Source organism: Streptomyces sp. SID5910 (assembly GCF_009862125.1).
Taxonomy (GTDB): Bacteria; Actinomycetota; Actinomycetes; order Streptomycetales; family Streptomycetaceae; genus Streptomyces.
In genome coordinates this window covers 1-22,867 of the sequence record NZ_WWHX01001026.1, presented here as the reverse complement: position 1 = coordinate 22,867, position 22,867 = coordinate 1, and the positions used below count along the sequence as shown (strand labels likewise).

General features: G+C 74.1%; 17 protein-coding genes and 2 pseudogenes. 12 read left to right on the top strand and 7 right to left on the bottom strand.

Annotation, left to right across the window (positions count from 1 at the left end; translation table 11 throughout):
* The first annotated feature begins 57 nt into the window (after window positions 1-57).
* The 5 genes from GTW67_RS36380 to GTW67_RS36360 all read left to right on the top strand — a co-directional run bounded on the left by GTW67_RS36380 (window position 58) and on the right by GTW67_RS36360 (window position 8,602).
* A complete protein-coding gene (locus GTW67_RS36380; RefSeq protein ID WP_161168971.1) occupies window positions 58-1,842 on the top strand; it encodes an FAD-dependent monooxygenase in 1,785 nt (594 codons plus the stop codon).
* 73 nt (window positions 1,843-1,915) lie between these two features.
* Window positions 1,916-3,433: an FAD-binding oxidoreductase gene (locus GTW67_RS36375; RefSeq protein WP_161168970.1), complete on the top strand. Its 1,518-nt coding sequence runs from the start codon at window positions 1,916-1,918 to the stop codon at window positions 3,431-3,433.
* A 106-nt stretch (window positions 3,434-3,539) separates the two neighbouring features.
* Window positions 3,540-5,216 (top strand): prenyltransferase/squalene oxidase repeat-containing protein, encoded by a 1,677-nt coding sequence (locus GTW67_RS36370; RefSeq protein WP_161168969.1) that lies wholly within the window; start codon window positions 3,540-3,542, stop codon window positions 5,214-5,216.
* Between the two features lie 39 nt (window positions 5,217-5,255).
* On the top strand, window positions 5,256-7,367 hold the full coding sequence (locus GTW67_RS36365; protein WP_161168968.1) for an MMPL family transporter: 2,112 nt from the start codon (window positions 5,256-5,258) through the stop codon (window positions 7,365-7,367).
* 176 nt (window positions 7,368-7,543) lie between these two features.
* On the top strand, window positions 7,544-8,602 hold the full coding sequence (locus GTW67_RS36360) for an AfsR/SARP family transcriptional regulator (protein WP_237519200.1): 1,059 nt from the start codon (window positions 7,544-7,546) through the stop codon (window positions 8,600-8,602).
* A 143-nt stretch (window positions 8,603-8,745) separates the two neighbouring features.
* Here the strand turns inward: GTW67_RS36360 and GTW67_RS36355 are convergent, their stop codons facing one another.
* From GTW67_RS36355 to GTW67_RS36330, 6 genes and pseudogenes are all read right to left on the bottom strand, one after another.
* Window positions 8,746-9,810 carry a methyltransferase gene (locus GTW67_RS36355; protein WP_161168966.1) on the bottom strand — a complete coding sequence of 355 codons (1,065 nt, stop codon included), beginning with the start codon at window positions 9,808-9,810 and terminating at the stop codon, window positions 8,746-8,748.
* Window positions 9,810-10,934, bottom strand: a complete 1,125-nt coding sequence (locus GTW67_RS36350; protein ID WP_202438163.1) for a type III polyketide synthase — start codon at window positions 10,932-10,934, stop codon at window positions 9,810-9,812. The genes GTW67_RS36355 and GTW67_RS36350 overlap by 1 nt, the downstream gene beginning before the upstream one ends.
* A gap of 59 nt (window positions 10,935-10,993) precedes the next feature.
* Window positions 10,994-12,394, bottom strand: coding sequence for a nitrosuccinate lyase (locus GTW67_RS36345; RefSeq protein ID WP_161168964.1), 1,401 nt, complete (start codon window positions 12,392-12,394; stop codon window positions 10,994-10,996).
* Window positions 12,391-14,376 (bottom strand): FAD/NAD(P)-binding protein, encoded by a 1,986-nt coding sequence (locus GTW67_RS36340; protein ID WP_161168963.1) that lies wholly within the window; start codon window positions 14,374-14,376, stop codon window positions 12,391-12,393. Before GTW67_RS36340 ends, GTW67_RS36345 begins: the two co-directional genes overlap by 4 nt.
* 46 nt (window positions 14,377-14,422) lie before the next feature.
* A complete protein-coding gene (locus GTW67_RS36335; protein ID WP_161168962.1) occupies window positions 14,423-15,574 on the bottom strand; it encodes a DegT/DnrJ/EryC1/StrS family aminotransferase in 1,152 nt (383 codons plus the stop codon).
* Between the two features lie 46 nt (window positions 15,575-15,620).
* Window positions 15,621-15,845, bottom strand: a pseudogene (locus GTW67_RS36330) (cupin domain-containing protein); the annotation flags it as partial.
* Here GTW67_RS36330 and GTW67_RS36325 point away from each other — a divergent pair.
* From GTW67_RS36325 to GTW67_RS36300, 6 genes and pseudogenes are all read left to right on the top strand, one after another.
* A pseudogene (locus GTW67_RS36325) lies at window positions 15,822-17,450 on the top strand (NHLP bacteriocin export ABC transporter permease/ATPase subunit); the annotation flags it as partial. The pseudogenes GTW67_RS36330 and GTW67_RS36325 sit on opposite strands and share 24 nt — an antisense overlap.
* 63 nt (window positions 17,451-17,513) lie before the next feature.
* Window positions 17,514-18,524 carry a Ppx/GppA family phosphatase gene (locus tag GTW67_RS36320; RefSeq protein ID WP_161168961.1) on the top strand — a complete coding sequence of 337 codons (1,011 nt, stop codon included), beginning with the start codon at window positions 17,514-17,516 and terminating at the stop codon, window positions 18,522-18,524.
* An 80-nt stretch (window positions 18,525-18,604) separates the two neighbouring features.
* Window positions 18,605-18,787: a hypothetical protein gene (locus GTW67_RS36315; RefSeq protein WP_202438168.1), complete on the top strand. Its 183-nt coding sequence runs from the start codon at window positions 18,605-18,607 to the stop codon at window positions 18,785-18,787.
* Window positions 18,788-18,848: 61 nt separating this feature from the next.
* Complete coding sequence (locus GTW67_RS36310) at window positions 18,849-19,880, top strand: iron-containing redox enzyme family protein (RefSeq protein WP_161168960.1); 1,032 nt, start codon at window positions 18,849-18,851, stop codon at window positions 19,878-19,880.
* A 21-nt stretch (window positions 19,881-19,901) separates the two neighbouring features.
* Window positions 19,902-20,555: a HemK2/MTQ2 family protein methyltransferase gene (locus tag GTW67_RS36305; RefSeq protein ID WP_346010828.1), complete on the top strand. Its 654-nt coding sequence runs from the start codon at window positions 19,902-19,904 to the stop codon at window positions 20,553-20,555.
* Window positions 20,536-20,766 (top strand): CDGSH iron-sulfur domain-containing protein, encoded by a 231-nt coding sequence (locus GTW67_RS36300; RefSeq protein WP_161168959.1) that lies wholly within the window; start codon window positions 20,536-20,538, stop codon window positions 20,764-20,766. The genes GTW67_RS36305 and GTW67_RS36300 overlap by 20 nt, the downstream gene beginning before the upstream one ends.
* Window positions 20,767-20,913: 147 nt before the next feature.
* On the opposite strand, the gene GTW67_RS36295 is transcribed toward GTW67_RS36300, so the two are convergent.
* Window positions 20,914-21,348, bottom strand: a complete 435-nt coding sequence (locus tag GTW67_RS36295; RefSeq protein WP_161168958.1) for a protease inhibitor — start codon at window positions 21,346-21,348, stop codon at window positions 20,914-20,916.
* Between the two features lie 447 nt (window positions 21,349-21,795).
* Between GTW67_RS36295 and GTW67_RS36290 the strand changes: the two genes are divergently transcribed.
* The coding region (locus tag GTW67_RS36290; protein ID WP_161168957.1) for a lactate 2-monooxygenase at window positions 21,796-22,867 on the top strand (1,072 nt) is incomplete at its 3' end.

The following is a 22,867-nucleotide window of genomic DNA, read 5'->3' as shown; positions in this document are numbered from 1 at the left end:
CTTTCCCCCCTGCTTCTCATCTGCCCTTTCTCGCATCCGTTTTCGGAAGGACGAACCTTGAGCACCGTAGAAGTTCCCGTACTGATCGTGGGCGGCGGCGGTTCCGGCCTGGCCGCGTCCGTCTTCCTGTCCGGCCACGGCGTCGAGCACCTGCTGGTGGAGCGCCGCGCGGACACCTCGCGCCTGCCGAAGGCGCACTACATCAACCAGCGCACCATGGAGATCTTCCGCCAGTACGGCCTGGCGGACGACGTGGCCGGACCGGCCGCGGGGCCCGAGCAGTTCGGCAAGGTCCGCTGGCAGACCACGCTCGCTGGCGACGGCCCGCTGGACGGGCGCGTCATCCACGAGATGGACGGCTTCGGCGGCGGCGCGCTGCGCGAGACGTACGAGGCGGCCGGCCCCGTGATGCCGGCCAAGCTGCCGCAGCTGCGCCTCGAACCGGTGCTGCGCCGCCACGCGGAGGAGCGCAACCCCGGCGGCGTCCGGTTCGGCCACGAGCTGGTCTCGCTGACCGAGAACGCCGGGGGCGGGTCCGGCGAGGGCGTCACCGCCGAGATCCGGTCCACGGAGACCGGCGAGGTCACCACGGTCGTCGCGCAGTACGTCGTCGCGGCGGACGCCGGCCGCACCGTGGGCCCCGCGCTCGGCATACGCATGGAGGGCCTGCCCGCCCTGTTCGACGCCACCACGGCGTACTTCTCCGCGGATCTGTCGCAGTGGTGGACCGAGGGGTCGGTCATCACCTGGTTCCTCAACCCCTACCGCGCCGACCTGTCCAGCGCGCTCATCGAGATGGGCCCGACCTGGGGCAAGCACTGCGAGGAGTGGGGCCTGCACCTGCCGCTCGCCGGCATCGACCGCACCGACGAGGAGGCGGTCGTCGGCCGCATCCGCGAGGTGCTCGGGCTGCCCGGCCTCGAACTGACCCTGCACGAGGTGACCAGCTGGAGCGTGGAGGCGGTGCTCGCCGAGCGCTACCGGCACGGCAGGGCCTTCCTCGTCGGCGACGCCGCCCACCGCCAGCCGCCCGCCGTGGGGCTCGGCCTCAACAGCGGCATCCAGGACGCGCACAACCTCGCCTGGAAGCTCGCCGCGGTGCTCTCGGGCCGCGCCGGCGACGCGCTGCTCGACACCTACGAGGCCGAGCGCCGGCCCGTCGGCCAGTTCAACCTGGGCTGGGCGATGTCCGCCGCCGGGCACCTCCAGGTGGTCACCAACGCCGCCGTCGGTCTCGGCCCGCACGTGCCGCCGGAGCGCCGCGCGCCGGTGTTCTTCTCCTACTTCTCGCCGACCCCGGTCGGTGCCGCGCAGCGCGCCCGGGCAGCGGAGATCTTCGCGACGCACCGCGGCGAGTGCCAGGCCCTCGACGTGGAGACCGGCTTCGCCTACGAGCAGGGCGCGGTCGTCCCCGACGGCAGCCGCCCGCCGGCCCGTTCGCCGCTGGGCGACGAGTACCGGCCCACGACCCGCCCGGGTCATCTCCTCCCGCACGCCTGGGTCGAGCGGGACGGCCGGCGCGTGTCCACCCACGACCTGGTCGGCTCCGGCACCGGCTTCGTGCTGATCACCGGGCCGGACGGGGCCGCGTGGGCCGAGGCCGCCGCGGTGGCCGCCGAGAAGCTGTCGGTCCCCGTGACCGCGGTCCGCATCGGCGCCGGGGACGCGGAGTACACCGACGCCGACGGCGTCTGGGAGCACCTGCGCGGGACGGACGGGGCGGGTGCCGTGCTGGTCCGGCCCGACCAGCACGTGGCCTGGCGCGCCACCGGCGCCGAGACGGATCCGGCGGGGGCCCTGACCGGCGCGCTCGCCCTCGTCCTGGGCCACCGGGCCCCGTGACCGCCCGCGTCACCCGCCTGGACTCCCGCCCGGGCCCCTGCCCGTACGTCCCGACGAACACGGAAGAAGCAGCATGATCAACAGACGGTCCTTCCTCACCGGCGCCGGCGGTGTCGCGCTGGCCTCGACGGCGCTGGCCGGTGCCGCGCAGGCCAGGGGCAACGCGTCCGGCACCCGGTGGAGCCGGCTCGCCGACCGCCTCCAGGGACGCCTCGTGCTCCCGTCGGACGCCGACTACCAGCGGGCCAAGCAGCTGTACCAGGTGCAGTTCGACGCCACCAGCCCGCGGGCGGTCGCCTACTGCGCGTCCGCCGCCGACGTCTCCGCCTGCGTCCGCTTCGCCGAGGCGTACGGCATACCCGTCGCCGCGCGCAGCGGCGGCCACAGTGCGGGCGGCTACTCCACCACCGAGGGCCTGGTCATCGACGTGTCCGGGCTCAACTCCATCGTGCGCGGCGAGCGTTCGGTGCGCATGGGGCCGGGCGCCCAGCTCGTCGACATCGCGGACACGCTCGCGCCGGCCGGCCTCGGCATCTCCGGCGGGTACTGCCCCACCGTCGCGGCCGGCGGGTTCTTCCAGGGCGGCGGCATGGGCCTGTTCACCCGCAGCGTCGGCATCGCCTCCGACAAGCTGACGTCGGCGCAGGTGGTCCTCGCCGACGGGCGCCTCGTCACGGCCTCGTCGCGCAGTCACAGCGACCTGTTCTGGGCGCTGCGGGGCGGCGGTGGCGGCAACTTCGGCATCGTCACGTCGTACGACGTCACGCCCTCGCCGCTGACCGACGTGGCCGCCATCAACCTCGTGTGGACCTTCGACCAGTCCCTGGACATGCTGGACGGCTGGACCCGGTGGCTGCCCGACGCCCCGTGGACGATCGGCAGCGGCGTCAACGTCACGCTCACCGACGCGGGTCCGGGCACCGTGCCGACCGCGTCGGTGTTCCTCGGGTCGGTGGACACCGGCGCGGGCTTCGACGCCGAGATCGCCCGGCTGATCTCGCTGGTGGGCCGTCCTCCGGTGTACCAGCAGAAGTTCACCGCCCCGTACCGGTCGGTGCTGATGCAGCTGTACCAGTGCTCCGACCTGACGGCGCAGCAGTGCCACCGCGCCGACACCTCCCCCGACGGGAGGATCCAGCGGCCGGCGTTCGGCGCGTGGCGCAGCCGGCTGTTCGAGCGGACGATGCCGCGCGAGGGCTGGGCGAAGGCGCTGGAGGCGTTCGACTCCAAGCGGTTCGCCGGGCAGATGCGCCAGTTGCAGATCTCGGCGCTCGGCGGCCGGGCCAACACCGTGGCCCGGAACGCGACCGCCTACGTCCACCGCGACAGCCTCTTCTCGGTCAGCTATCTCACCTCGAACGCCGCCGCGCCGGTCGCGGACGAGGCGAAGGCCGCCGCCTGGGAGTACGTCGACGACGGCTTCTCGGTGATCGACCCGTACTCCAACGGCGAGACCTACCAGAACTTCATCGACCCGCGCCTGCCCGACTGGCGGCGCTCCTACTACGCCGAGAACTACTCCCGGCTGGCCCGGGTCAAGCACACGTACGACCCGCACCGGTTCTTCCGGTTCGCGCAGGGCGTCAAGTGATCCGCCGCCCGGCCCCGCACGGGGACCGCTCCCCGGCGGGGCCGGGCGCCTCTCCCGCACCTCCAGGCCGACCGGCCGTTCGGACCGGCTCAGACAGGAGTACCCCATGAAGATCGCGGACCCGGTGCGTCCGGCCCCGCTGACGTTGCCCGACGAGATCTCCCCGGACCAGGTGCACCGGGCCACGGCCCGGCTGGTCGCGTACATCGGCGGCCGGACCGACGACGACGGCGCGATACGCGAGCAGTGCGAGAGCAGAGTGCTGGAGTCCGCGCTCGCCCTCGCCCTGATGACCCGGACCGGCGTGGCCTCCCCCGCCAGGGACCGTCTCCTCGCCTATCTGCGCGGACACCTGGAGTCGCCGGACAAGCTCGACCGAGTGCTGGCCTCGCGGGCCGTCGCGGCCGCCGCGGGCCGGGCGGCCGACGCCGACAGCGCCCTCGTCGCCACGCTGGCGTCGGGCGTCCTGGGCGCCGCGCCCGGCTTCATCTCCACCCGCCGCCGGCTGATGGTGTACGCGGTGCTGTCGGTGCTGGGCTGCCCGCTGCCCGCCGACGCCGAACTCCCGGGCGGCGGCGAGGTCCCCACCGACCCGCTGCACTCCTGGGCGGCCGTGCAGCAGGCGTCCATCATGCTCATCCTGGCCGGCGCCCTCGGCGTACGGAACCGGGCCACCGAGGCCGCCCTCGACACCCTGCTGGCCACCGACCCCGGCGCCACGGTGTGGGAGGGCTACGTGCTGATGCACCTGCTGGTGCTGCACGCGCTCGCCGGGACGCCGGGCCACGAGGAGACCGTGCGCCGGGGCATCACGACGCTGGTGCGGCACCAGCGCACCGACGGCGGTTTCCCGTTCGTCCTGGAGATGCACAACTGGTGCACGTCCACCGGCGGTCTCGCCCTGCACGCGGCGGGCGCCGACCCGGTGCTGCTGCGCCGTATGGCGGCGACGCTCGCCGCGCAGCGGGGCGGGGCAGCGCTGCGCTCGCTCTCCCGGGGCGAGGCGCTGACCGGCGGCTGGTCGATGTCGGCGCTGGTCGCGCAGAACGACGTGGACGACACGTCCTGCGCGCTGGAGTTCCTCCAGGCGGTCGACCCGGTCGCGCACGCCGGGACGGTGCGCGAGGGGGTGGCCGCGCTGCTGGCCGTGCAGGGCGCGGACGGCGGCTTCCCGACCTATGTCGGCGGCGCCTCATCCGAGCCGTGCATGACGGCCGCCGCGGTCTGCGCGCTGGGCCCACACGCGGCCACCGCGGCGCAGCGCGAACGGGCGCTGGCGTTCCTCGCCGGCAGCCAGCTCGCCGACGGCGGTTTCGAGCCGGGCTGGAGCCGCAGCCGCCTGCACAGCCTGTTCCGGGTGCGGCTCGCCGCCTGCACGGCGGGTCCGGACGATCTGCGCACCGCCGCGATGGCTGAGCGGATCGAGCGGACGGTGCGCGAGACGCAGAACGCCGACGGCGGCTGGGGCATGCAGCCCGGCGACCCCAGCGACGACATCAGCACCGCCTACGGGCTGATCACGCTCTGCCACGCGGACGACCCGCGGCCCGTCGGCGCGGCCCTGACCTGGCTGCTGGAGCGGCAGAAGGCCGACGGCAGCTACGGCGGCCCGCCCGACATGGTCGGCCCGCGCCCCTTCGCCTACCACTTCCCGCTGCTCACCGACATACCGGTGCTGCTCGCCCTCGGCCACGCCGGCGCGCGGGTGCCCGGACTGCGGGGGCCGCTCGCCGGGCGCGGTGCGTCCCTGAGCCCGCTGCCCGCCTCGACCACCTCCCCCTGAGACACACCACTCACCCCCACGGAACACGGAGAGACACACATGCTGCGAAAACTGGCCGCCCTGCCCAGCGGAAGGGTGGGCAAGTGGGTCGTCATCGCGCTCTGGGCCGTCGTGCTGGTCCCGGCGCTGATGCTGGCCGGGAAGCTCGGTGACGCGGAGGAGAACGACAACTCGGCCTGGCTGCCCGGCAACGCGGAGTCCACCGCGGTCGTCGAGCGGGCCCAGAAGCTGATGCCGGCCGACTCGGTGCCCGCGATCGTGGTCTACGACCGGGCCGCCGGGGTCACCGACGCCGACCTGGCGAAGGCCCGGGCGGACGCCGAGGCGTTCCAGGGCATCGAGAACGTCATGGGCACGCCGCAGGGTCCGGTCGCGTCCGAGGACGGCAAGGCCATCCAGACCATCGTGCAGGTCCACAAGGACAAGTCCGGCTGGGAAGGGCTCGGCAAGGTCGTCGACGCGATGGCCGAGGTCGGCGAGAAGGACGCGGACGGTCTCGGCTTCCATGTCGCGGGGCCGGCCGGCTACGGCGCCGACTCGATCAAGGCGTTCGGCGGCGGCGGCGCGCTGACCACCATCACCGCGCTGGTCGTGGTCGCGATCCTGCTGATCACCTACCGCAGCCCGCTGCTGCCGATGCTGCCGCTGATCACCGTCGGTGTGGCGCTGATGGCGGCGGAGGCGCTGATCTATCTGCTGGCCGACAACGCCGGTCTCGTCGTCAACAAGCAGACGAGCTTCATCCTGGTCGTGCTGATCTTCGGCGCGGCCACCGACTACGCGCTGCTGCTGATCTCCCGCTACCGAGAGGAGCTGGCGCGGCACGAGGACCGGCACGAGGCGATGGCGGAGGCCCTGTACCGCTCGGGGCCGGCGATCGTGGCCAGTGCGGCGACCGTCGCGGTCAGCCTGATGCTGCTGATGCTCGCCGTCCTCAACTCCACCAAGGGCATGGGCCCGGCCTGCGCGATCGGCGTCCTGGTCGGCCTGCTGGCCATGACGACCCTGATGCCGGCGCTGCTGGTGGCCTGCGGCCGGTGGATCTTCTGGCCGTCCAAGCCCGTGTACGGCGCCGAGGCGGAGCAGAGGGAGAGCGTCTGGAGCCGGGTCGGCGCCGCCATCTCGGGCCGGCCGCGGCTGGTGTGGGTGGGCACCGTGCTGGTGCTCGGCGCGATGGCGCTCGGCACGCTCGGGCTCGACGCGTCGGGCCTGTCCAACAAGGACCAGTTCACCGACAAGCCGCAGATGGCGGTCGGTGAGGAGATCCGTGCCGAGCACTTCCCGGCCGGCTCCGGCGACCCCGTCTACGTCGTGACCAAGGCCGCTGCGGCCGGCGAGGTCAAGTCGGCGCTGGCCGGGGTGGACGGGATCGGCGGCGTCGCGGACCCGGTGGTCAAGGGCGACGAGGCGGTGCTGCTCGCGCAGTTGGAGCACGAGCCGAGCAGCGAGGCGGCGATGAGCACCGTCGACCGGGCCCGGACCGCGGTCCACCGGATCGAGGGAGCGGACGCGCAGGTCGGCGGCAGCACCGCGATCATGGTCGACACGGAGAACGCGGCGGCCCGGGACTCCAAGGTGATCATCCCGATCGTGCTGCTGGTCGTCCTGCTCATCCTGGGCGTGCTGCTGCGCGCGGTGGTCGCGCCGCTGCTGCTGATGGCGACGGTGCTGCTGTCGTTCGGGGCGGCCCTCGGCGTGAGCAGCCTGGTGTTCGAGCACGTCTTCGGGCTCGCAGGGGCCGACGCGTCGTTCCCGCTGCTGGCGTTCGTGTTCCTGGTCGCGCTGGGCATCGACTACAACATCTTCCTGGTGACCCGGGTCCGCGAGGACACGCTGCTGCACGGCACCCGGCGCGCCGCGCTGACCGGCCTGTCGTCCACCGGCGGGGTGATCACCTCGGCGGGTGTGGTGCTGGCCGGCACGTTCGCGGCGATGGCCTCGCTGCCGCTGGTCTTCGCGGTGGAGCTGGGCTTCGCGGTGGCGTTCGGTGTGCTGCTCGACACCATCGTGGTGCGCTCGGTGCTGGTCACCGCGCTCACCCTGGACGTGGGCCGCTGGATGTGGTGGCCCAGCAAGCTGTTCCGGCACCGCGACGACGACGCGGCGCCGGCGGGCGAGCCCGATCAGGTGCCCGCGTACAGCGTCAGGTGAACCACCCCCGCGCACGGGCCCGGCGCCGCCCGGCCCGTGCGCGGGAGGGCCGGCCCGGGAACCGCGGGGAGCGGACCGGGCCGCTCGCATGGACTTGGCAGTGGGCGACCGCATGCACCGTCCGGGGCATGCGCGGACACACACGTAACGGGGCTGACACGATGAGTGCAGAGACGTTGGACAGGGGAATCCGCCGCGGCACCGTGACCGCCGTCCCGGTGGCCGTCGGACAGCGCGGCGGCGTCGGCGGGGCGGACGGCACGGGAGCACAGCGCATAGCGGAACTCGAGCGCGAGGTCCGCGAGTTGAAGCGGGCCAACGAGACACTCAAGCAGTACGTCAGCAAGGCGCTGGACCTCGACACGGCGCCCCCGCGACGCCCCGACGTCCGTGTCCCGGACACCACCGGACACGGCGGCCCGGAGGCGTCCGGCCCCCCGCGCCGTGCCGCGCCGGGCACGGGGGTGGAGTTCCGCGTCCTCGGCCCGGTGGAGGCGGCCGTCGGCGGCCGGTGGGTGGACCTCGGGGCGCCCAAGCAGCGTGCGGCGCTCGTGCTGCTGGTCAGCCAGGTGGGCCAGCCGGTCTCGGTCGACGCCCTGGTGGAGGCGCTGTGGGACGGCCGGCCGCCGCAGTCGGCGATCACCTCGCTGCACGCCTACATCGCCAACCTGCGCCGCGCCCTGGAGCCGCACCGGGCGCCGCGCACCCCGTCGACGGTGCTGTGCACCCGCGGGCGGGGCTATCTGCTGAACAGCCGGGCCGTCGAGGTCGACGCGCACCGCTTCTGGGAGAACGCCACCGCCGGCTGGCAGGCGCTGGACCGGGGGGATCCGCAGCGGGCGCTGTACGCGTTCGAGGCGGGCCTGGCCCTGTGGCGCGGGGAGGCGTACGCCGAGGTGGCCGCGGCCCCGCATGTCGCGCCCGAGGCCGTACGCCTGGAGGAGCTGCGGCTGTCGGTGGTCGAGGGCCGCTGCGCCACCCTGATCGCGGTGGGCAACCACGAGATGGCGGTGCCCGAACTGGTGGCCTTCACCCAGGCCCATCCGCTGCGCGAGTACGGCTGCGAACTGCTGAGCCTCGCGCTGTACCGGGCGGGCCGGCAGGCGGACGCGCTGTCGGTGCTGCGGGCCCACCAGCAGCGGATGGTGGAGGACCTGGGTATCTCGCCGAGCCCCGCCCTCCAGCATCTCGAACTGGAGATACTGCGCCAGGCACCGGAGTTGGAGCGTTCGTAGCACTCGTCATGTGTCGCCGGCGAAGCCCCCGGCGCGGCGGTCCCCGCACGGGCCGGCGCGCCGGGGGCTTCGCCGTCCGTCCGCCGCTGCCGTGACGGGGCCGGCCCCGGCCGAGTGGGGTGGCCGGGACCGGGGCGGGCGGGTCAGCGGGCGAGGACGAGGGTGGTCGGCGACGGCGTGTCCAGGAAGCGGATGTCCTCGAACCCGGCGGCGGTGAGCCACGCGTGGTAGTCGCGGCGCCGCCAGGTGGAGCCCTGCCGGCTCTTGAGGAGCATCTCCCCGGCGAAGGTCAGGGCGAACGGCGGGCCGCTGCGGTCGTCGTCGGTGATGTAGTCGGAGACGACGAGCGTGCCGCCGGGCCGCAGCGCCCTGCGGATCCGGGCGAAGACCGCCTGGTTGGCCTCTGGCCCTTCCTGGTGGGCGATGTTGGAGTACATGACGACGTCGTGCTCCGCGTCGCCGAAGTCGACGGTGTGGAAGTCGCCGTCGACGTGGTCGACCCGGTCGCCCACGCCCTGGTCGGCCAGCAGCCGCCGGGCGATGGCGTTGATCGGCGCCCAGTCGACCTGGGTGGCGCGGGCGTCGGGGTTGAGTCCGAGCCAGACGGCGGAGCACACGCCCGAGCCGCCGCCGATGTCGAGGATGGAGACCTTCCCGGCGCCGGCCAGGCCGAGCGCGTCGGCGGCGATGTGCGCGACGGGCACGGACTGGGCGGCGATGGCCTGGACGAGGTTCTCCCAGTGCGGGTTGTCGGCGACCTCCACCACGGCGTCCGTCACCGGCCCGCCGGCGCGGACGACGTCGGGCAGGGCGGCCAGCGAGCCCAGGTGGCCCATCTTGAGGCGGGCGAACCCGGCGAGCGAGACGGGCCGGCCCGCCACCAGGAAGGCGGCCGCCTCCGGGGAGTTGCGGTAGCGGCCCCCCGCCACCTCGACGAGGTCGAGGGCGACCAGACCGTCCAGGAGCGCCTGCGCGCCGCGCACGGCCATGCCGGCCCGCTCGGCGAGCTCCGCCGGTGTGCCGGCGCCGTTCTCCAGGTGCGTGAACAGGTCGTAGGTCGCCGCCGTGCCCAGGATGCCGGTGGCCCAGTAGCCGTTGATCATCCGCAGGATCCGGTCGGACGTGGGCCCGGTCTGTGTGGCCCCGGTGCCGTCGGTGTCTTCGGTCGCCTCGGTTGCGACGGTGCTGTCGATGCCGGTGGTGCTCATCAGATACTCCCTGCGTACGGGCGCGGCGCGGCCACGGCGGCCGGGTGCTCCAGGTGGTGTCGGACGGTGCCGTCGACCCAGGTGCCCAGGGCCATCTCGGCGGTGATGCCGGGGCCGAACCCGGCGATGACGCCGGTGGCGTCGGCGGGCAGCGGCCCCTCCTCGAACCGTCTGCGCAGCGCGTCCAGCACCACGGCGCTGGCGATGTTCCCGTACTCGGTCAGCGTCCCCCAGCTGTGCCGGAAGACCGTGCGGTCGACGCCGAGGTACTTGGCGAGGTCGTCCAGGATCCGGGGGCCGCCGGCGTGGATGACGTAGAAGTCGAGGTCCGCGGCGTCCCAGCCGTGGGTCGCGGCGAGGTCGCGCAGCACCGGGGCGAGCGGCTCCATGGTGCCGGGCACCCGGCGGTCGAGCTGGAAGTGGAAGCCGGTGTCGCGGACGGCGTAGGAGATCCAGTCCTCGGTGTTCGGGATGAGGTACGAGGCGTTGCGCCGCAGTTGGACGCCGGTCACGCCGGGGCCGCCGCGGCCGCGCACCACGGCCGCCGCGACGGCGTCGCCGAACAGTCCGTCGGACAGCAGCGAGCCGATGTCGTCGGCGTCGGGCTGGTAGCACAGGGAGCACAGCTCGCAGGAGACGATCAGTACGTTGGTGTCGGGGTGGGCCGCGCAGAAGTCGTGGGCGCGGTTGATGGCCGCCCCGCCCGCGGCGCAGCCCAGTTGGGCGATGGGCAGCTGCCGGGTGTCGTAGCGGAACCCCATGGTGTTGATCAGCCATGCGGTGAGCGAGGGCATCATGAATCCGGTGCAGGACACGTAGATGATCGCGTCGATGTCCTCGGCCCGCAGCATGGCGTTCGCCAGGGCCTCTTCGACGGCCTCGGGGCAGCGCTTCTTGGATTCCGTCTCGTAGATGCGGTTGCGTTCTTCGAAGCCCGGGTGGTCCAGGGTCTTCTCTATCGGCTGCACGAGGTGCCTTTTCTGCACGCCGGTGTTCTCTATCAGCCTCAGCGCGAGCGGGAGCTGCGGCTTTCCCGCGTGGGCTTTCCTGGCGAAATCCAGGGTCTGCTCCATGGTGATGACGTATTCCGGTACGCGTACCGCGGGCTTGCAAAGGATGGCCATTTCGGCGTCTGCCTCTCGGAAAGTCGGGACGTTTCTCTGTCCGGAGTCTGTTTCTTCTGTCATCGGGGGCCGAGTTCCGCGTCGACCAGCGGGCCGGCGGCGCCGGTGTACTGCTCGGGGTCCAGCAGCGCCGAGATCCGCTCGGCCGTCAGGTGGGCCGTCACCTCGGGGAGTCCGGCCAGGAGGTCGGCGAGCGTGCGGCCGGTGCGGTCGGCGTCGGCGGAGGCGCGGGTCAGCAGGTCCCGGGCGCGGGCCTTGCCGAGCGTCGGGGCCAGCGCGGCACAGATCCGCTCGGACACGATCCGGCTGCCGGTCAGGTCCAGGTTCGCCCGCATCCGCCCGGGCCGGACGTCCAGCCCCTCGGCCAGCTCCACGGCCGTGTGCGCGGCGCCGCCGGCCAGCCGCAGGCACTCGCGCAGCAGCTGCCACTCGGCGTGCCACACCCCGGCCGACCGCTCGTCCTCGCAGACCAGACACTGCGTCAGGCCGGCCGCGAGCACCGGCACCTGGAGCGCCGCGCTGCGCAGCAGGGTGGTCAGGACGGGGTTGCGTTTGTGGGGCATCGCGGAGGACGCGCCGCGTCCCTCCACCGCGGGTTCGGCGACCTCGCCGACCTCGGTCCTGGCCAGCGACTGGACGTCCACGGCGATCTTGCCGAGGGCGCCGGTGGTGAGCGCCAGCACGGCGGCGAGGTCCGCGACCGGGGTGCGCAGCGCGTGCCACGGCAGCGGCGGGCGGGCGAGTCCGGTCTCGACGGCGAACGCGTCCAGCAGCCGGCCGGCGTGGTCGCCACGCCCGTGCGGGACCGTCTCCAGATAGCCCGCCAGGGTCCCGGCGGCCCCGCCGAGCGAGATCGGCAGGCCGCCGTCGAGGAGGGCGGCCACCCGGTCCCGGGCGTCCAGCAGGAGGCGGCGCCAGCCGGTCGCCTTCAGGCCGAAGGTGGTGGGCACGGCGTGCAGGGCGAGCGTACGGCCGGCCATGGCGGTGTCGCGGTGCCGGGCCGCGAGCACGGCCAGCGCCGCCGCGGCGCGTTCCAGGTCGGCGTGGACGAGGCGGAGCACCCGGGTGGCGACCAGCATGGCGCCGGTGTCGAAGATGTCCTGGCTGGTCGAGCCGTGGTGCACGTACGCGGCGGCGTCCGGTGACTCCTCGGCGACCGCCCGGGTGAGGGCGCGGACCAGGCCGACCACCGGGTTGGCGGTCTCCCGCGCGGCCAGGGCGAGGGCGCGGAGGTCTAGCCGTTCCGCGCGGGCGGCGCGGGTGATGGCCGCCGCCGCCTCGGGGGGCACGGTGCCGACCACGGCCTGCGCGCGGGCCAGGGCGGCCTCGGCGTCGAGCATGGCCTGGAGCCAGGCCGTGTCGGAGGTGGCCGCCTCGGCGGGCGTACCGGCTCGGACCGGGGACAGCAGCCCGCAGTCCGGCCCGGGGTCCCGGTCGGACGTGGTCGTGGTGCCGGTCATGGGGTCACCTCCGGGACCTCGGCGGGCTGTGCCGCGGCCCGTGCCGGCTCCAGGGCGAGTACGGCGCGGGCTACGGCGTCCGTGTCGCCGAGGGTCGCGGAGTCGCTGCCGGGACGGATCCCGGCGGCGGTCACCCAGTGCACGCCCTCGGTGGGCACGCCTAGCGCGAACCGGCGCGGATGGGCCCGCCCCGCCGCGTCGACGACCCGTCCCGGCCGCTCGGTGACGGCCAGCCCCGGCGTCCGGAAACCGGTGCCGCGCGCGCCGCCGATCCGGAACGGCGCGGCCTCTCCGCTCTCCAGCAGCCCGCGCAGCAGCGGGTCCGCGGTGCGGTCGAGATCCGGCTCGGGCAGCCGCGCCTCGATGAGCACGGTCGCCCGCACCGGCGGCCCCGGGACCACGTCGGACACGACGGTGAACGCCGCCCGGGGGGAGCCGGGTTGACCGGAGGGGGAGTCGTCGGAGCCCGGGGCGGTCACCCGTACTCCGGGGCCCAGGATCTCCACCACGCCGGCCTCTATCAGTGCGATCAGTTCCTCCGTGCGGGAGACCGGTGGGCCGATGGACAGGAAGGCGTTCAGCGGGGTGTACCAGCCCTGGAGGTCGTCGCGGTACGAGTCGCCGTCCAGTCGGCCGTGGTCGACCGCGGACCGTATCTCGTTGCGCAGGTCGCGCAGTACGTCCAGCGCGGCCTTCAGCGGGCCCCGTACGTTGCCCGCCCTCGCCTCGCGCACGTCGCCGGCCAGGTGGTCCAGGAGCCAGGCCCGGTGGGCGGCCCGGTCGGGCAGGTCCCGGCCGTGCCAGGGGCGTGCCAGCCGGTCCCAGTCCCAGCGCTCGTCCGGCGCGATCCCCGCCGCGTCGAGCAGCCGGGCCTCCGCGTCCCGGCCGGGCGCCGCCAGGAACTCCCGGACGAACGGCTCGCGTTCGTGCCGCCGGCCGCGCGCGGACAGCAGCGCGCCGTAGTAGACGCTCTCCACCTCCTTGGCGATCAGCGGCCACAGGTCGGTGCGGAAGTCCAGCCGCTCGCCGGCCCCGGCGCGCAGCCGGTCGACGGCGCGCAGGGTCAGCAGCCGCGGCTCGTGGCGGCCGTGGGGGCCCTTCTGGTTCTCGCCGCGCGCGTGGTACGGCACGCCGCGCCGGGAGCCCGCGACGATGCGGGGCTCGCGGCCCGAGGGCCGGTAGCGCGTACGGCCGTCGCCGTCGCGGACGAAGGTGCCGCCGCGGTCCTCGGTGAGCAGGGCGACCACGTCGAAGAAGTTCAGCCCGAGGCCGCGGACGAAGACCGTCTCACCGGGCGCGACGCCGGAGAGGTCCAGGTCGGCCGGGTTGGCGGGGGCGAAGTAGGCCAGGCCGTGCCGCTCGGCGGCCGCCGCCAGGGCCCGCTGGCCGGGCGTGGGGCGGGCCGGGACGTGTCCCTGGCCGAGGACCACGGCGTCCAGGCCGGTCAGCCGGGTGCCGTCGGCCAGCAGCAGGGACTGCGGGCCGCCCGGCCGGGCCTCCTCGTGGAGCGCCACCGCGGCGGTGCGGTGCTCGACGACGGTGACGTGCGCGGGCGCCGCCTCCCGCACCGAACGGTAGGCGTCCTCCAGATACGCACCGTAGAAGGCGCGGGTGGGGTAGTCGTCCGGGCCCAGCCGGCCCGCCTCGGCCGGCACCCAGGACGGGAAGCGGGCGCGCACGCGCGGGTCGGCCGACCGCAGGGCGAGGTCCGCGGCCCACGCGTACAGGCTCGGGCCCTCCTCCACCGGGCCGTCCATCCGCACCGTGTGGTCGGTGAACACGGTGACCTGCGAGGCGACGGTGTTCATCAGCAGCCGCCGCGACTGACCGGTGCGCCACACCTTTCCCGGACCCGGCGCGCACGGCTCCACGACGTGCACCGTGACCGCCCGGTGCGCGGGGGACTTGCGCTCGTTGGCGCACAGCCGCTCCAGGACCGACAGACCGCGCGGCCCCGCTCCGACAAGACAGACGACAAGCACGGACTCTCCTCGATGTGAACACGGGGACGGGCGGGCGGCGTCCCGGTCAGCTGGGGCGCAGGTTGTTCTTCAGCTCGGCCCGCAGCACGTCCACGACGCGTTCGACCTGCTCCGGGCGGAGTTCGGCGTGCATGGGGACGGCCAGGTTGCGCTGGAAGAGGTCCGCCGAGACCGGGCAGCGCTGCGCGGCGTCGTACACCGGCTGGAGATGGCTGGCCCAGGTGCCGTGGCCGCAGCCGATGCCCTGGGCGCGCAGCGCGGCGGCGAGCCCGGAGCGGTCGACGCGCGGGTCGAGGGTCACGAGGTAGGACTGCCAGGCGTGGGTGCGGTCCGCGGGCACGTGCGGCACCGTGAGCAGTTCCTCGTCGGCGAGGAGTTCCGTGTACGAGGCCGCGACGCGGTCGCGGCGTTCCAGGAGTTCGTCGACGCGGGCCAGCTGCACCTGGAGGATGGCGGCGGCGATGTCGGAGAGCTTGTAGTTGTAGCCGATGTCGGTGAAGGAGGGGATCGGCAGGCCGACCACCTGTGCCTGGTCGTAGATGCTGCCGATGCCGAACGACGAGCGCAGCCGGGCGTCCGCGCCGATGACCGGGTCGGCGGCGAGCAGTGCGCCGCCCTCGCCGCTGCTGGCGCCCTTGCGGCCGTGGAAGGACAGGCAGGCCACCGGCGCCAGCGCGCCGGCCGGCCGTCCCTGGTAGGTGGCGCCGACCGCGCAGGCGGCGTCCTCGACGACGAACAGGCCGTGGCGGTCGGCGACGGCCATCAGTTCGGTGTAGTCGGCGGGCAGTCCGACGGTGTCCACCGCGATCACGCCCACGGTGCGCGGGCCGATCAGGTCCGCCACCGCCTGCGGGTCGACGGTGCCGGTGTCGGGCCGCACGTCGGCGAAGACGGGGGTCGCGCCGACGTAGCGCACGGCGTGGGCCGGGGCGGGGAAGGTGTAGTCGGCGACGATCACCTCGTCGCCGGGCTCGACGCCGAGCGCGAGCATGGCGAGGTGGAGCGCCGCACCGCAGTTGCTCAGCGTGACCGCGTCACCGACGCCGTAGCGCTCCTTGAGCTGAGCTTCGAGCGCCTTGCCTCTCGGGCCCTGGCCGGCCGGCCAGCCCGAGGCGAACACCTCGGCTACGGCGGCGAGTTCCTGGTCGCCGAGGCTCGCGTGCACGAGCGGAATGCTGTCCGTGGTCGTCACGGTCATCGGAGGTCGCCCCTCAGCTCTGGGTCTCTTGTCGGGTCGTCACTGGTCATGCCGCGGTCCGCCCGGCCGGGGCCGGGGCGGGCGGGGTGAAGCGGAGCGGGGTGATCTGCTGGACGTCGTAGCGCTTGCGCATCCGCTCCACGGCCTCGGAGTCCACCGTCCGGCCGGCGGCGAAGATCTCGACGATCTCCTCGAAGTAGCGCTCGTGGTCCGGTGAGGGCGAGCTCTGGAAGAGCATGCGGGCCGGGGTGTCCGTGGGGTGGCGATCGGCGCGCTGGTGCCGGTGGCGACCGGCAAGGTGCTCGGCGAGTTCGTGCCGAAGGCGCAGACCGGGCTGATCGTGCAGGTGTGTCTCGCGGTGATGCTGAGCAGTGTCGTCGCGGCGGCGTTCACGCTGTTGCAGAATCTGACGATCCTGCGGCTGGAGGGCCGTATCGAGGCGAGCCTCCAGCCGGCCGTGTGGGACCGGCTGCTGCGGCTGCCGACCCGGTTCTTCACCGAGCGCTCCACGGGTGAGCTGGCGAGCGCGGCCATGGGCATCAGCGCGATCCGCAGGCTGCTGGCCGGGGTCGGGCCGACGGTGGCCCAGTCGGTGACCGTCGGCGCGATGAACCTGGGGCTGCTGCTCTGGTACAGCGTGCCGATGGCGCTCGCGGCGATCGGCATGCTGGTGGTCGTCGCCGCTGTGTTCCTGGGGCTCGGGCTGTGGCAGGTGCGCTGGCAACGGCGGCTGGTGCGGCTCACCAACAAGCTGAACAACCAGGCCTTCCAGACCCTGCGCGGACTGCCCAAGCTGCGCGTGGCGGCGGCCGAGAACTACGCCTACGCGGCCTGGGCGGCGCAGTTCGCGCGCAGCCGCGAGCTCCAGCAGCGGGCCGGACGCGTCAAGAACCTCAACGCGGTGCTCGGCGCGGTGTACCTGCCGCTGTGCACGCTGCTGATGTTCATGCTGCTGGCCGGCCCGGCCCGCGGTTCGATGTCGGCGGCGGCGTTCCTCACCTTCAACACCTCGGTGACGATGCTGCTGACGTCGGTCACCCAGCTGACCGGTGCCTTCGTGTCGGCGGTGGCGGCGCTGCCGCTGTTCGAGGAGATCAAGCCGGTGCTGGAGGCGGCGCCCGAGGTGCGCGCCGCGAGCACCCGGCCGGGCCCGCTGTCCGGGGCGATCGAGGCGCGGCGGCTGGCGTTCCGGTACACCGACGACGGTCCGCTGGTCCTCGACGACGTGTCGTTCGCGGTGCGGCCGGGCGAGTTCGTGGCGGTCGTCGGCCCCAGCGGCTGCGGCAAGTCGACCCTGCTGAGGCTGCTCATCGGCTTCGACCGTCCGCTGTCGGGCAGCGTCCTGTACGACGGTCAGGACCTGGCCGCACTCGACCCGTCCGCCGTACGCCGCCAGTGCGGGGTGGTGCTCCAGCACGCGCAGCCGTTCACCGGTTCGATCCTGGACGTCATCTGCGGCACCGAGCCGTACACGCCGGAGGAGGCGATGGCGGCGGCCGAGATGGCGGGGCTGGCCGAGGACATCAAGCGGATGCCGATGGGCCTGCACACCATCGTGTCGGGCAGCGGGGCGGTCTCCGGGGGCCAGCGGCAGCGGCTGATGATCGCGCAGGCGCTGATCCGCCGGCCGCGCGTCCTCTTCTTCGACGAGGCGACCAGCGCCCTGGACAACGAGACGCAGCGCACGGTGATCGAGTCGACCAAGGCGCTCAACGCCACCCGGATCGTGATCGCGCACCGGCTGACCACGGTGCTGGACGCCGACCGTGTGATCGTGATGGAGGACGGCAAGGTCGCCCAGCAGGGCCCGCCGGCCGAGCTGCTGGCGGACACGGGCGGCCGGCTGCACGAGCTGGTGCGGCGGCAGCTGGCCTGAGACGCGGGCCGGCCGTCCGCCGCGCGCCGTTGGACCGGCGCATAAGTGGGTACCAGCGCCTGCATGCGAATCAGTGTGGTGGATGTCGGGTCGAACACGGTCCGGCTCGTGGTGGCGGACGCGGAGGACGGTGTTCCGCTGCCGGTCCACACGGCGAAGTGGCGCCTGCGGCTGTCGGAGCAGGTCCCGCCCGGTGCCCCGGTGCCCGAGGAGTGCGTGGAGCGGCTGATCACGGCGGTCGCCGAGGCGAGCCGGACCGCCGCCCGGTGGGGCGCGGCCGGGCCGCTGGCCTTCGCGACCGCCGTGGTGCGTGCCGCGCCGAACCGCGAGGAGGTGCTGCGCGCCGTCCGGGCCCGCACCGGCGTCGGTCTGTGCACGCTGCCCGGCGAGGTGGAGGCCGAGCTGACGTTCCTCGGGGCCCGGCGCTGGATGGGCTGGCGGTCGGGACCGCTCGCCCTGCTGGACATCGGCGGCGGCTCCCTGGAGGTCGCCTTCGGCCGTGGCCGGCTGCCCGACTTCGTGGCCTCGCTGCCGCTGGGCGCCGGGCGCCTGACCCACGAGTTCCTCGCGGGCGGCCACGACGCGCCGCACCCGGAGCAGCTGCGGGCGCTGCGCCGCAGGGTCCGCCACCAGCTGCGGGACGTCGCGGCGCGGATCCGCTGGGAGGGGCCGCGCACGGCGGTGGCGACCTCGCGCACGTTCCAGCAGCTCGGCCGGCTGTGCGGGGCCCTGCCCGGCCGCCACGGGCCCTTCGTGGAACGGGGCATGAGCTGCGCGGACCTCAAGCGGGCGGCCGGCCGGCTGTCCGTGCTGTCCGCCGCCGAGCGGGCCCGGCTGCCCGGCATCTCCGCGCCGCGCTCCGCGCAGAGCCTGGCGGGCGCGGTGGTCGGGCACACCGCGATGAAGCTGACCGGCCTCGAGTCGGTGACGCTCTGCCCGTGGGCGATCCGCGAGGGCGTCCTGCTGCGCCACATCGAGGACGGGCCGTCCTGGTGGGCGGAGATCGTCCGCCGCAACGACGAGCCCGCCGTCCCCGACCCGGTGCCGCTGCGCATCGCGTCCGCGGCGAACTGACCCGGCACGGTCCCGGCAGGGACCGGCGACGAGACCGCACCCAACAAAAAGACCGCACCGAACGAGAAGAGGAGCCCCACGTGTCCCACGACGGCGACCGCGGCCACCAGAAGCCCGAGACGGCCATCGAGGAGGTCATGCGCGAGATCGAGGAGGCCGAGACCCGGGACCCGGAGTCCGCGGAGGAGCGACGGCACCGGGGCGAGGCGGGTGACGCCACCTCGCCGAACACCGAGGCGCAGGAGGAGTCCGGCAAGGAGTGATCCGGCGTCGCGGGGCCCGCGCGCCGCGGATGCGACGGCGCCCGACGGGTACCCGCGACGCATGGAGATCGTCCGCGAAGAACCACAGCTGCCGACGGCCCGGGGACCGCTCTCCGCGGCCGTCGGCGCGTATCTGCTCGGCACCGGCCCGCTGCCCGGCCCCGAGGAGGCCGCCGCCGCGTCACCGTACGGCGACGACCTCCAGCTGGCCCTTTACCAGTGCTACGAGCTGCACTACCGCGGTTTCGCCGGCGTGTCCCCCGCCCTGGAGTGGGACCCCGGCCTGCTGCGCACCCGTGCGGCGCTGGAGGACCGCTTCCTGTCCGCGCTGCGCGCCGACACGCCGGTCCACGACAGCGTGGCGGACGCGGTCGGGGCGCTGCTGGTCGAGCCCGTCGACGGCAAGGGCGTCAGCCACTTCCTGCGGGACGAGGGCGAGCTGTCGCATCTGCGGGAGTACGCGGCCCAGCGTTCCCTGTACCACCTCAAGGAGGCCGACCCGCACGCCTGGGTGCTGCCCCGGCTGTGGGGCCGCGCGAAGGCGGCGATGGCGGCGGTCGAGTTCGACGAGTACGGCGGCGGCCGTGCCGACCGGGTGCACGCCCGGCTGTTCGCCGACCTGATGGCGGACCTGGAGCTGGACACGACGTACGGGCGTCATCTGGACGCGGCCTCGGCCGAGTGCCTGGCCACGGTGAACATGATGTCCCTGTTCGGCCTGCACCGGGCGCTGCGCGGCGCTCTGGTCGGTCACTTCGCGGCCGTCGAGATCACCTCGTCGCCCGGCTCCCGGCGGCTCGCCGAGGCCATGCGCCGTACCGGTGCGGGGCCCGCCGCCGAGCACTTCTACGACGAGCACGTCGAGGCCGACGCGGTGCACGAGCAGATCGTCCGGCACGAGGTGATCGACGGCCTGCTGGAGCTGGAACCGCAGCTGGCGGCGGACGTCGTCTTCGGCATCGACGCCACGGGACACCTGGAGGACCGCTTCGCCGACCGGCTGCTCGCCGACTGGCGGGCCGGCCGTTCCTCCCTGCGCACTCCCCTGCCGGGCGCGTCACGGGAGCCTTCCGAAACCTCCCATATTTCGTGACTGCGGGGGTACGCGGGGTCCGTGAATTTCACGGTGCTACCGGGCGTCTACGCCCCTCAGGAGGACACCGCCCTGCTGGCCGGGGCCCTGTCCGACGAGTCGCTGCCACCGGGCGCGGCCGTGCTCGACGTGGGGACCGGCTCGGGCGCCCTGGCCCTGGCCGCGGCCCGGCGGGGCACGCGGGTCACGGCGGTGGACGTGTCGCGGCGGGCCGTGTGGGCCGCCCGGCTGAACGCGGCGCGGGCCGGCGTACGCGTCCGGGCTCTGCGCGGCAACCTCTTCACTCCGGTACGGGGTGAGTCGTTCGACCTCGTCCTCGCCAATCCGCCGTACGTTCCGGCGCCGGGCGGCGGCCACCGGCCGCGCGGTGCGGCCCGGGCCTGGGACGCGGGGCACGACGGCCGGCTGGTGCTGGACCGGATCTGCCGGGAGGTGCCCGCCCTGCTGCGACCCGGCGGGGTGCTGCTGCTCGTGCAGTCCGCGCTCAGCGACCCCGAGCGGACCGTCGGACATCTGCGGACCGCCGGTCTGAAGGCCGCGGTGATCAGGCGCCGGCGGATCGCGTTCGGGCCCGTGGTGCGCGGCCGGGAGCACTGGCTGCGGCAGCGGGGCCTGCTGTCCCTGGCCGACAACGAGGAAGAGCTGGTGGTCGTCCGTGCCGAACTCCCCATCTGACCGGCCACGCCGGATCACCGTGCAGCGCCGGGGGCCGATGCTCGTGGAGGGCCCCGTGGAGATCGAGCTGGAGGACGGGACGACGGTGTCCTCCGACCGCTTCCGGGTCGCCCTGTGCACGTGCCGCCGCAGCCGGCGCTACCCCTGGTGCGACACCAGCCACCGGGCCCGGTCGTCCGGGCCGGGCGACGGACCGCCCGCCGGGGGCTGAACCCCGGTCCTCGATACCGGGGAACGGCGGACGGCCCCACTCCGTCCGCCGTCCCCGGTGCGGGACCGTCCCGTCCACGCGGCGGCGCTCGCACTCCCCAGCGACGAGCTGCCGGTCACGTCGCGCGGGCCGCGCGGTCCCGGTCTCTCAGAACGCGAAGACGCTCGTACTGCCCGCGTTCTTCACGCACTCGTTGGCGAAGGCGCGCTCGTAGGAGACGCGCCGGCCCTGCCAGACCCCCTCGACGGTGACGACGACGGGGGCGTACTCCCGGGTGCACAGCACACCGGTGTCGCCCGCCAGGGCGTCGAGGTCGCCGCCCGCGCCGCGCAGTTCCGCGCAGGCCGAGACGGCGTCCGGGTGGGTGCCGGAGGCTCTCGGCGTACAGGTCAGGGTGACGGCGCGCAGTGGCGCGACGGTGGCAGCGCTCTCTCCGTGCCCCACGGTCAGCACGAGGGCCGAGGGGGCGTAGAGCGACGCGGGGGCGGTGGCCGGGGAGGCGAGGGAGGCTCCCGCGAGGGGCCCGCAGACGGCGGTGGCCGTCAGGCCCAGAGTCGCTGCCCAGCGCGCGGTGTTCCGCATTGTGTGCATCCTTCCGCTCGGTTCGAGGGTGGTGCCGTCCCGGCCCGGTCGGTGCCGGGACGGCGAGCGCGAGTCTGCCGAGTCCGCCGCCGCAACACACATCGACCCCGTGGATTTCAGTAACCTTGCGTATTGAATCAGTGGCGGGAAGTCACGGAATTAGAACGTTCCAAGTCCGGAACGGGGCGGTTCTTGATCATGAGATCTGGCCGGATGGCGTGATCCACGCGTTCGCCAATAGGCCGGAAACACCCCCGGGGGCACCGCCTCGAAGGGGCGCGGGGAACTGCGCGATCAGCCACGACGCACCCGCGACCGCCGAAACACCACCCCACCCGGGCTCCCCCGCGCCCACCCGCACCCCCGCTCCCCCGCTTCCCCGCGACGTACCGGCGAGTATGGTGCTCGCGGCGCGCGAGCTCGACGACGAGAGGGCGGGACGTACGGATGGCGAAGCACTGGGCGGACTTCCAGTACGAGATCTACCTGAACGGCATGACGGGCGCGGTGCCGCGGCTGCCCACCGACCTGACCCGGCTGGAGGAGCTGACCGAGCGGCGCCTCGGCCCCGGCCCCGTCGGGTACGTCGCGGGGAGCGCGGGCGACGGCTCCACGGCCCGCGCCAACCGGCGGGCCCTTGAGCGGCGCCGCATAGTGCCGCGGATGCTGCGGGACGTGCACGAGCGCGACCTCTCGGTAGAGGTGCTGGGCCGCTCCCTGCCCGCCCCGCTGGCCCTGGCGCCGGTCGGCGTCCTGTCGATCATGCACCCGGACGCGGAGTCCGCCGCCGCCCGCGCCGCCGCCGCGCAGGGCGTGCCGTTCGTCCTGTCCTCGGCGTCCAGCACGCCGATGGAGCAGGTCGCCGAGGCGATGGGCGACGCGGAGCGCTGGTTCCAGCTGTACTGGCCGAAGGACCGCGAGGTGGCCCGCAGCTTCCTGGACCGGGCGAGGGCGGCCGGGTTCACGGCCCTGTTCGTCACGCTGGACACCCCGCTGCTCTCGTGGCGCCCGCGCGACCTGGACCAGGCGTACCTGCCGTTCCTGCACGGTGTGGGCACCGCGAATTACTTCTCTGACCCGGCGTTCCAGGCGGGTCTGGCGAAGCCGGTGCACGAGGATCCGAACGCGGCGGTGATGCACTTCGTCGGCATGTTCTCCGACCCGGGCAAGACGTGGCCGGACCTCGCGTTCCTGCGGGAGAACTGGGACGGCCCGATCGTCCTCAAGGGCGTCCTGCACCCGGACGACGCCCGGCTCGCCGCCGACGCCGGGATGGACGGCGTGGTGGTGTCCAACCACGGCGGGCGCCAGGTGGCCGGCTCGATCGCGGCGGCCGACGCGCTGCCGGGCGTGGTGGAGGCGGCCGGCGACCGGCTCACCGTGCTGTTCGACAGCGGCGTCCGCACCGGCGACGACGTCTTCAAGGCGCTCGCACTCGGCGCGCGGGCGGTGCTGCTGGGCCGCCCCTACGTCTACGGTCTCGGCCTGGACGGACAGGCGGGCGTCGAGCACGTGATCC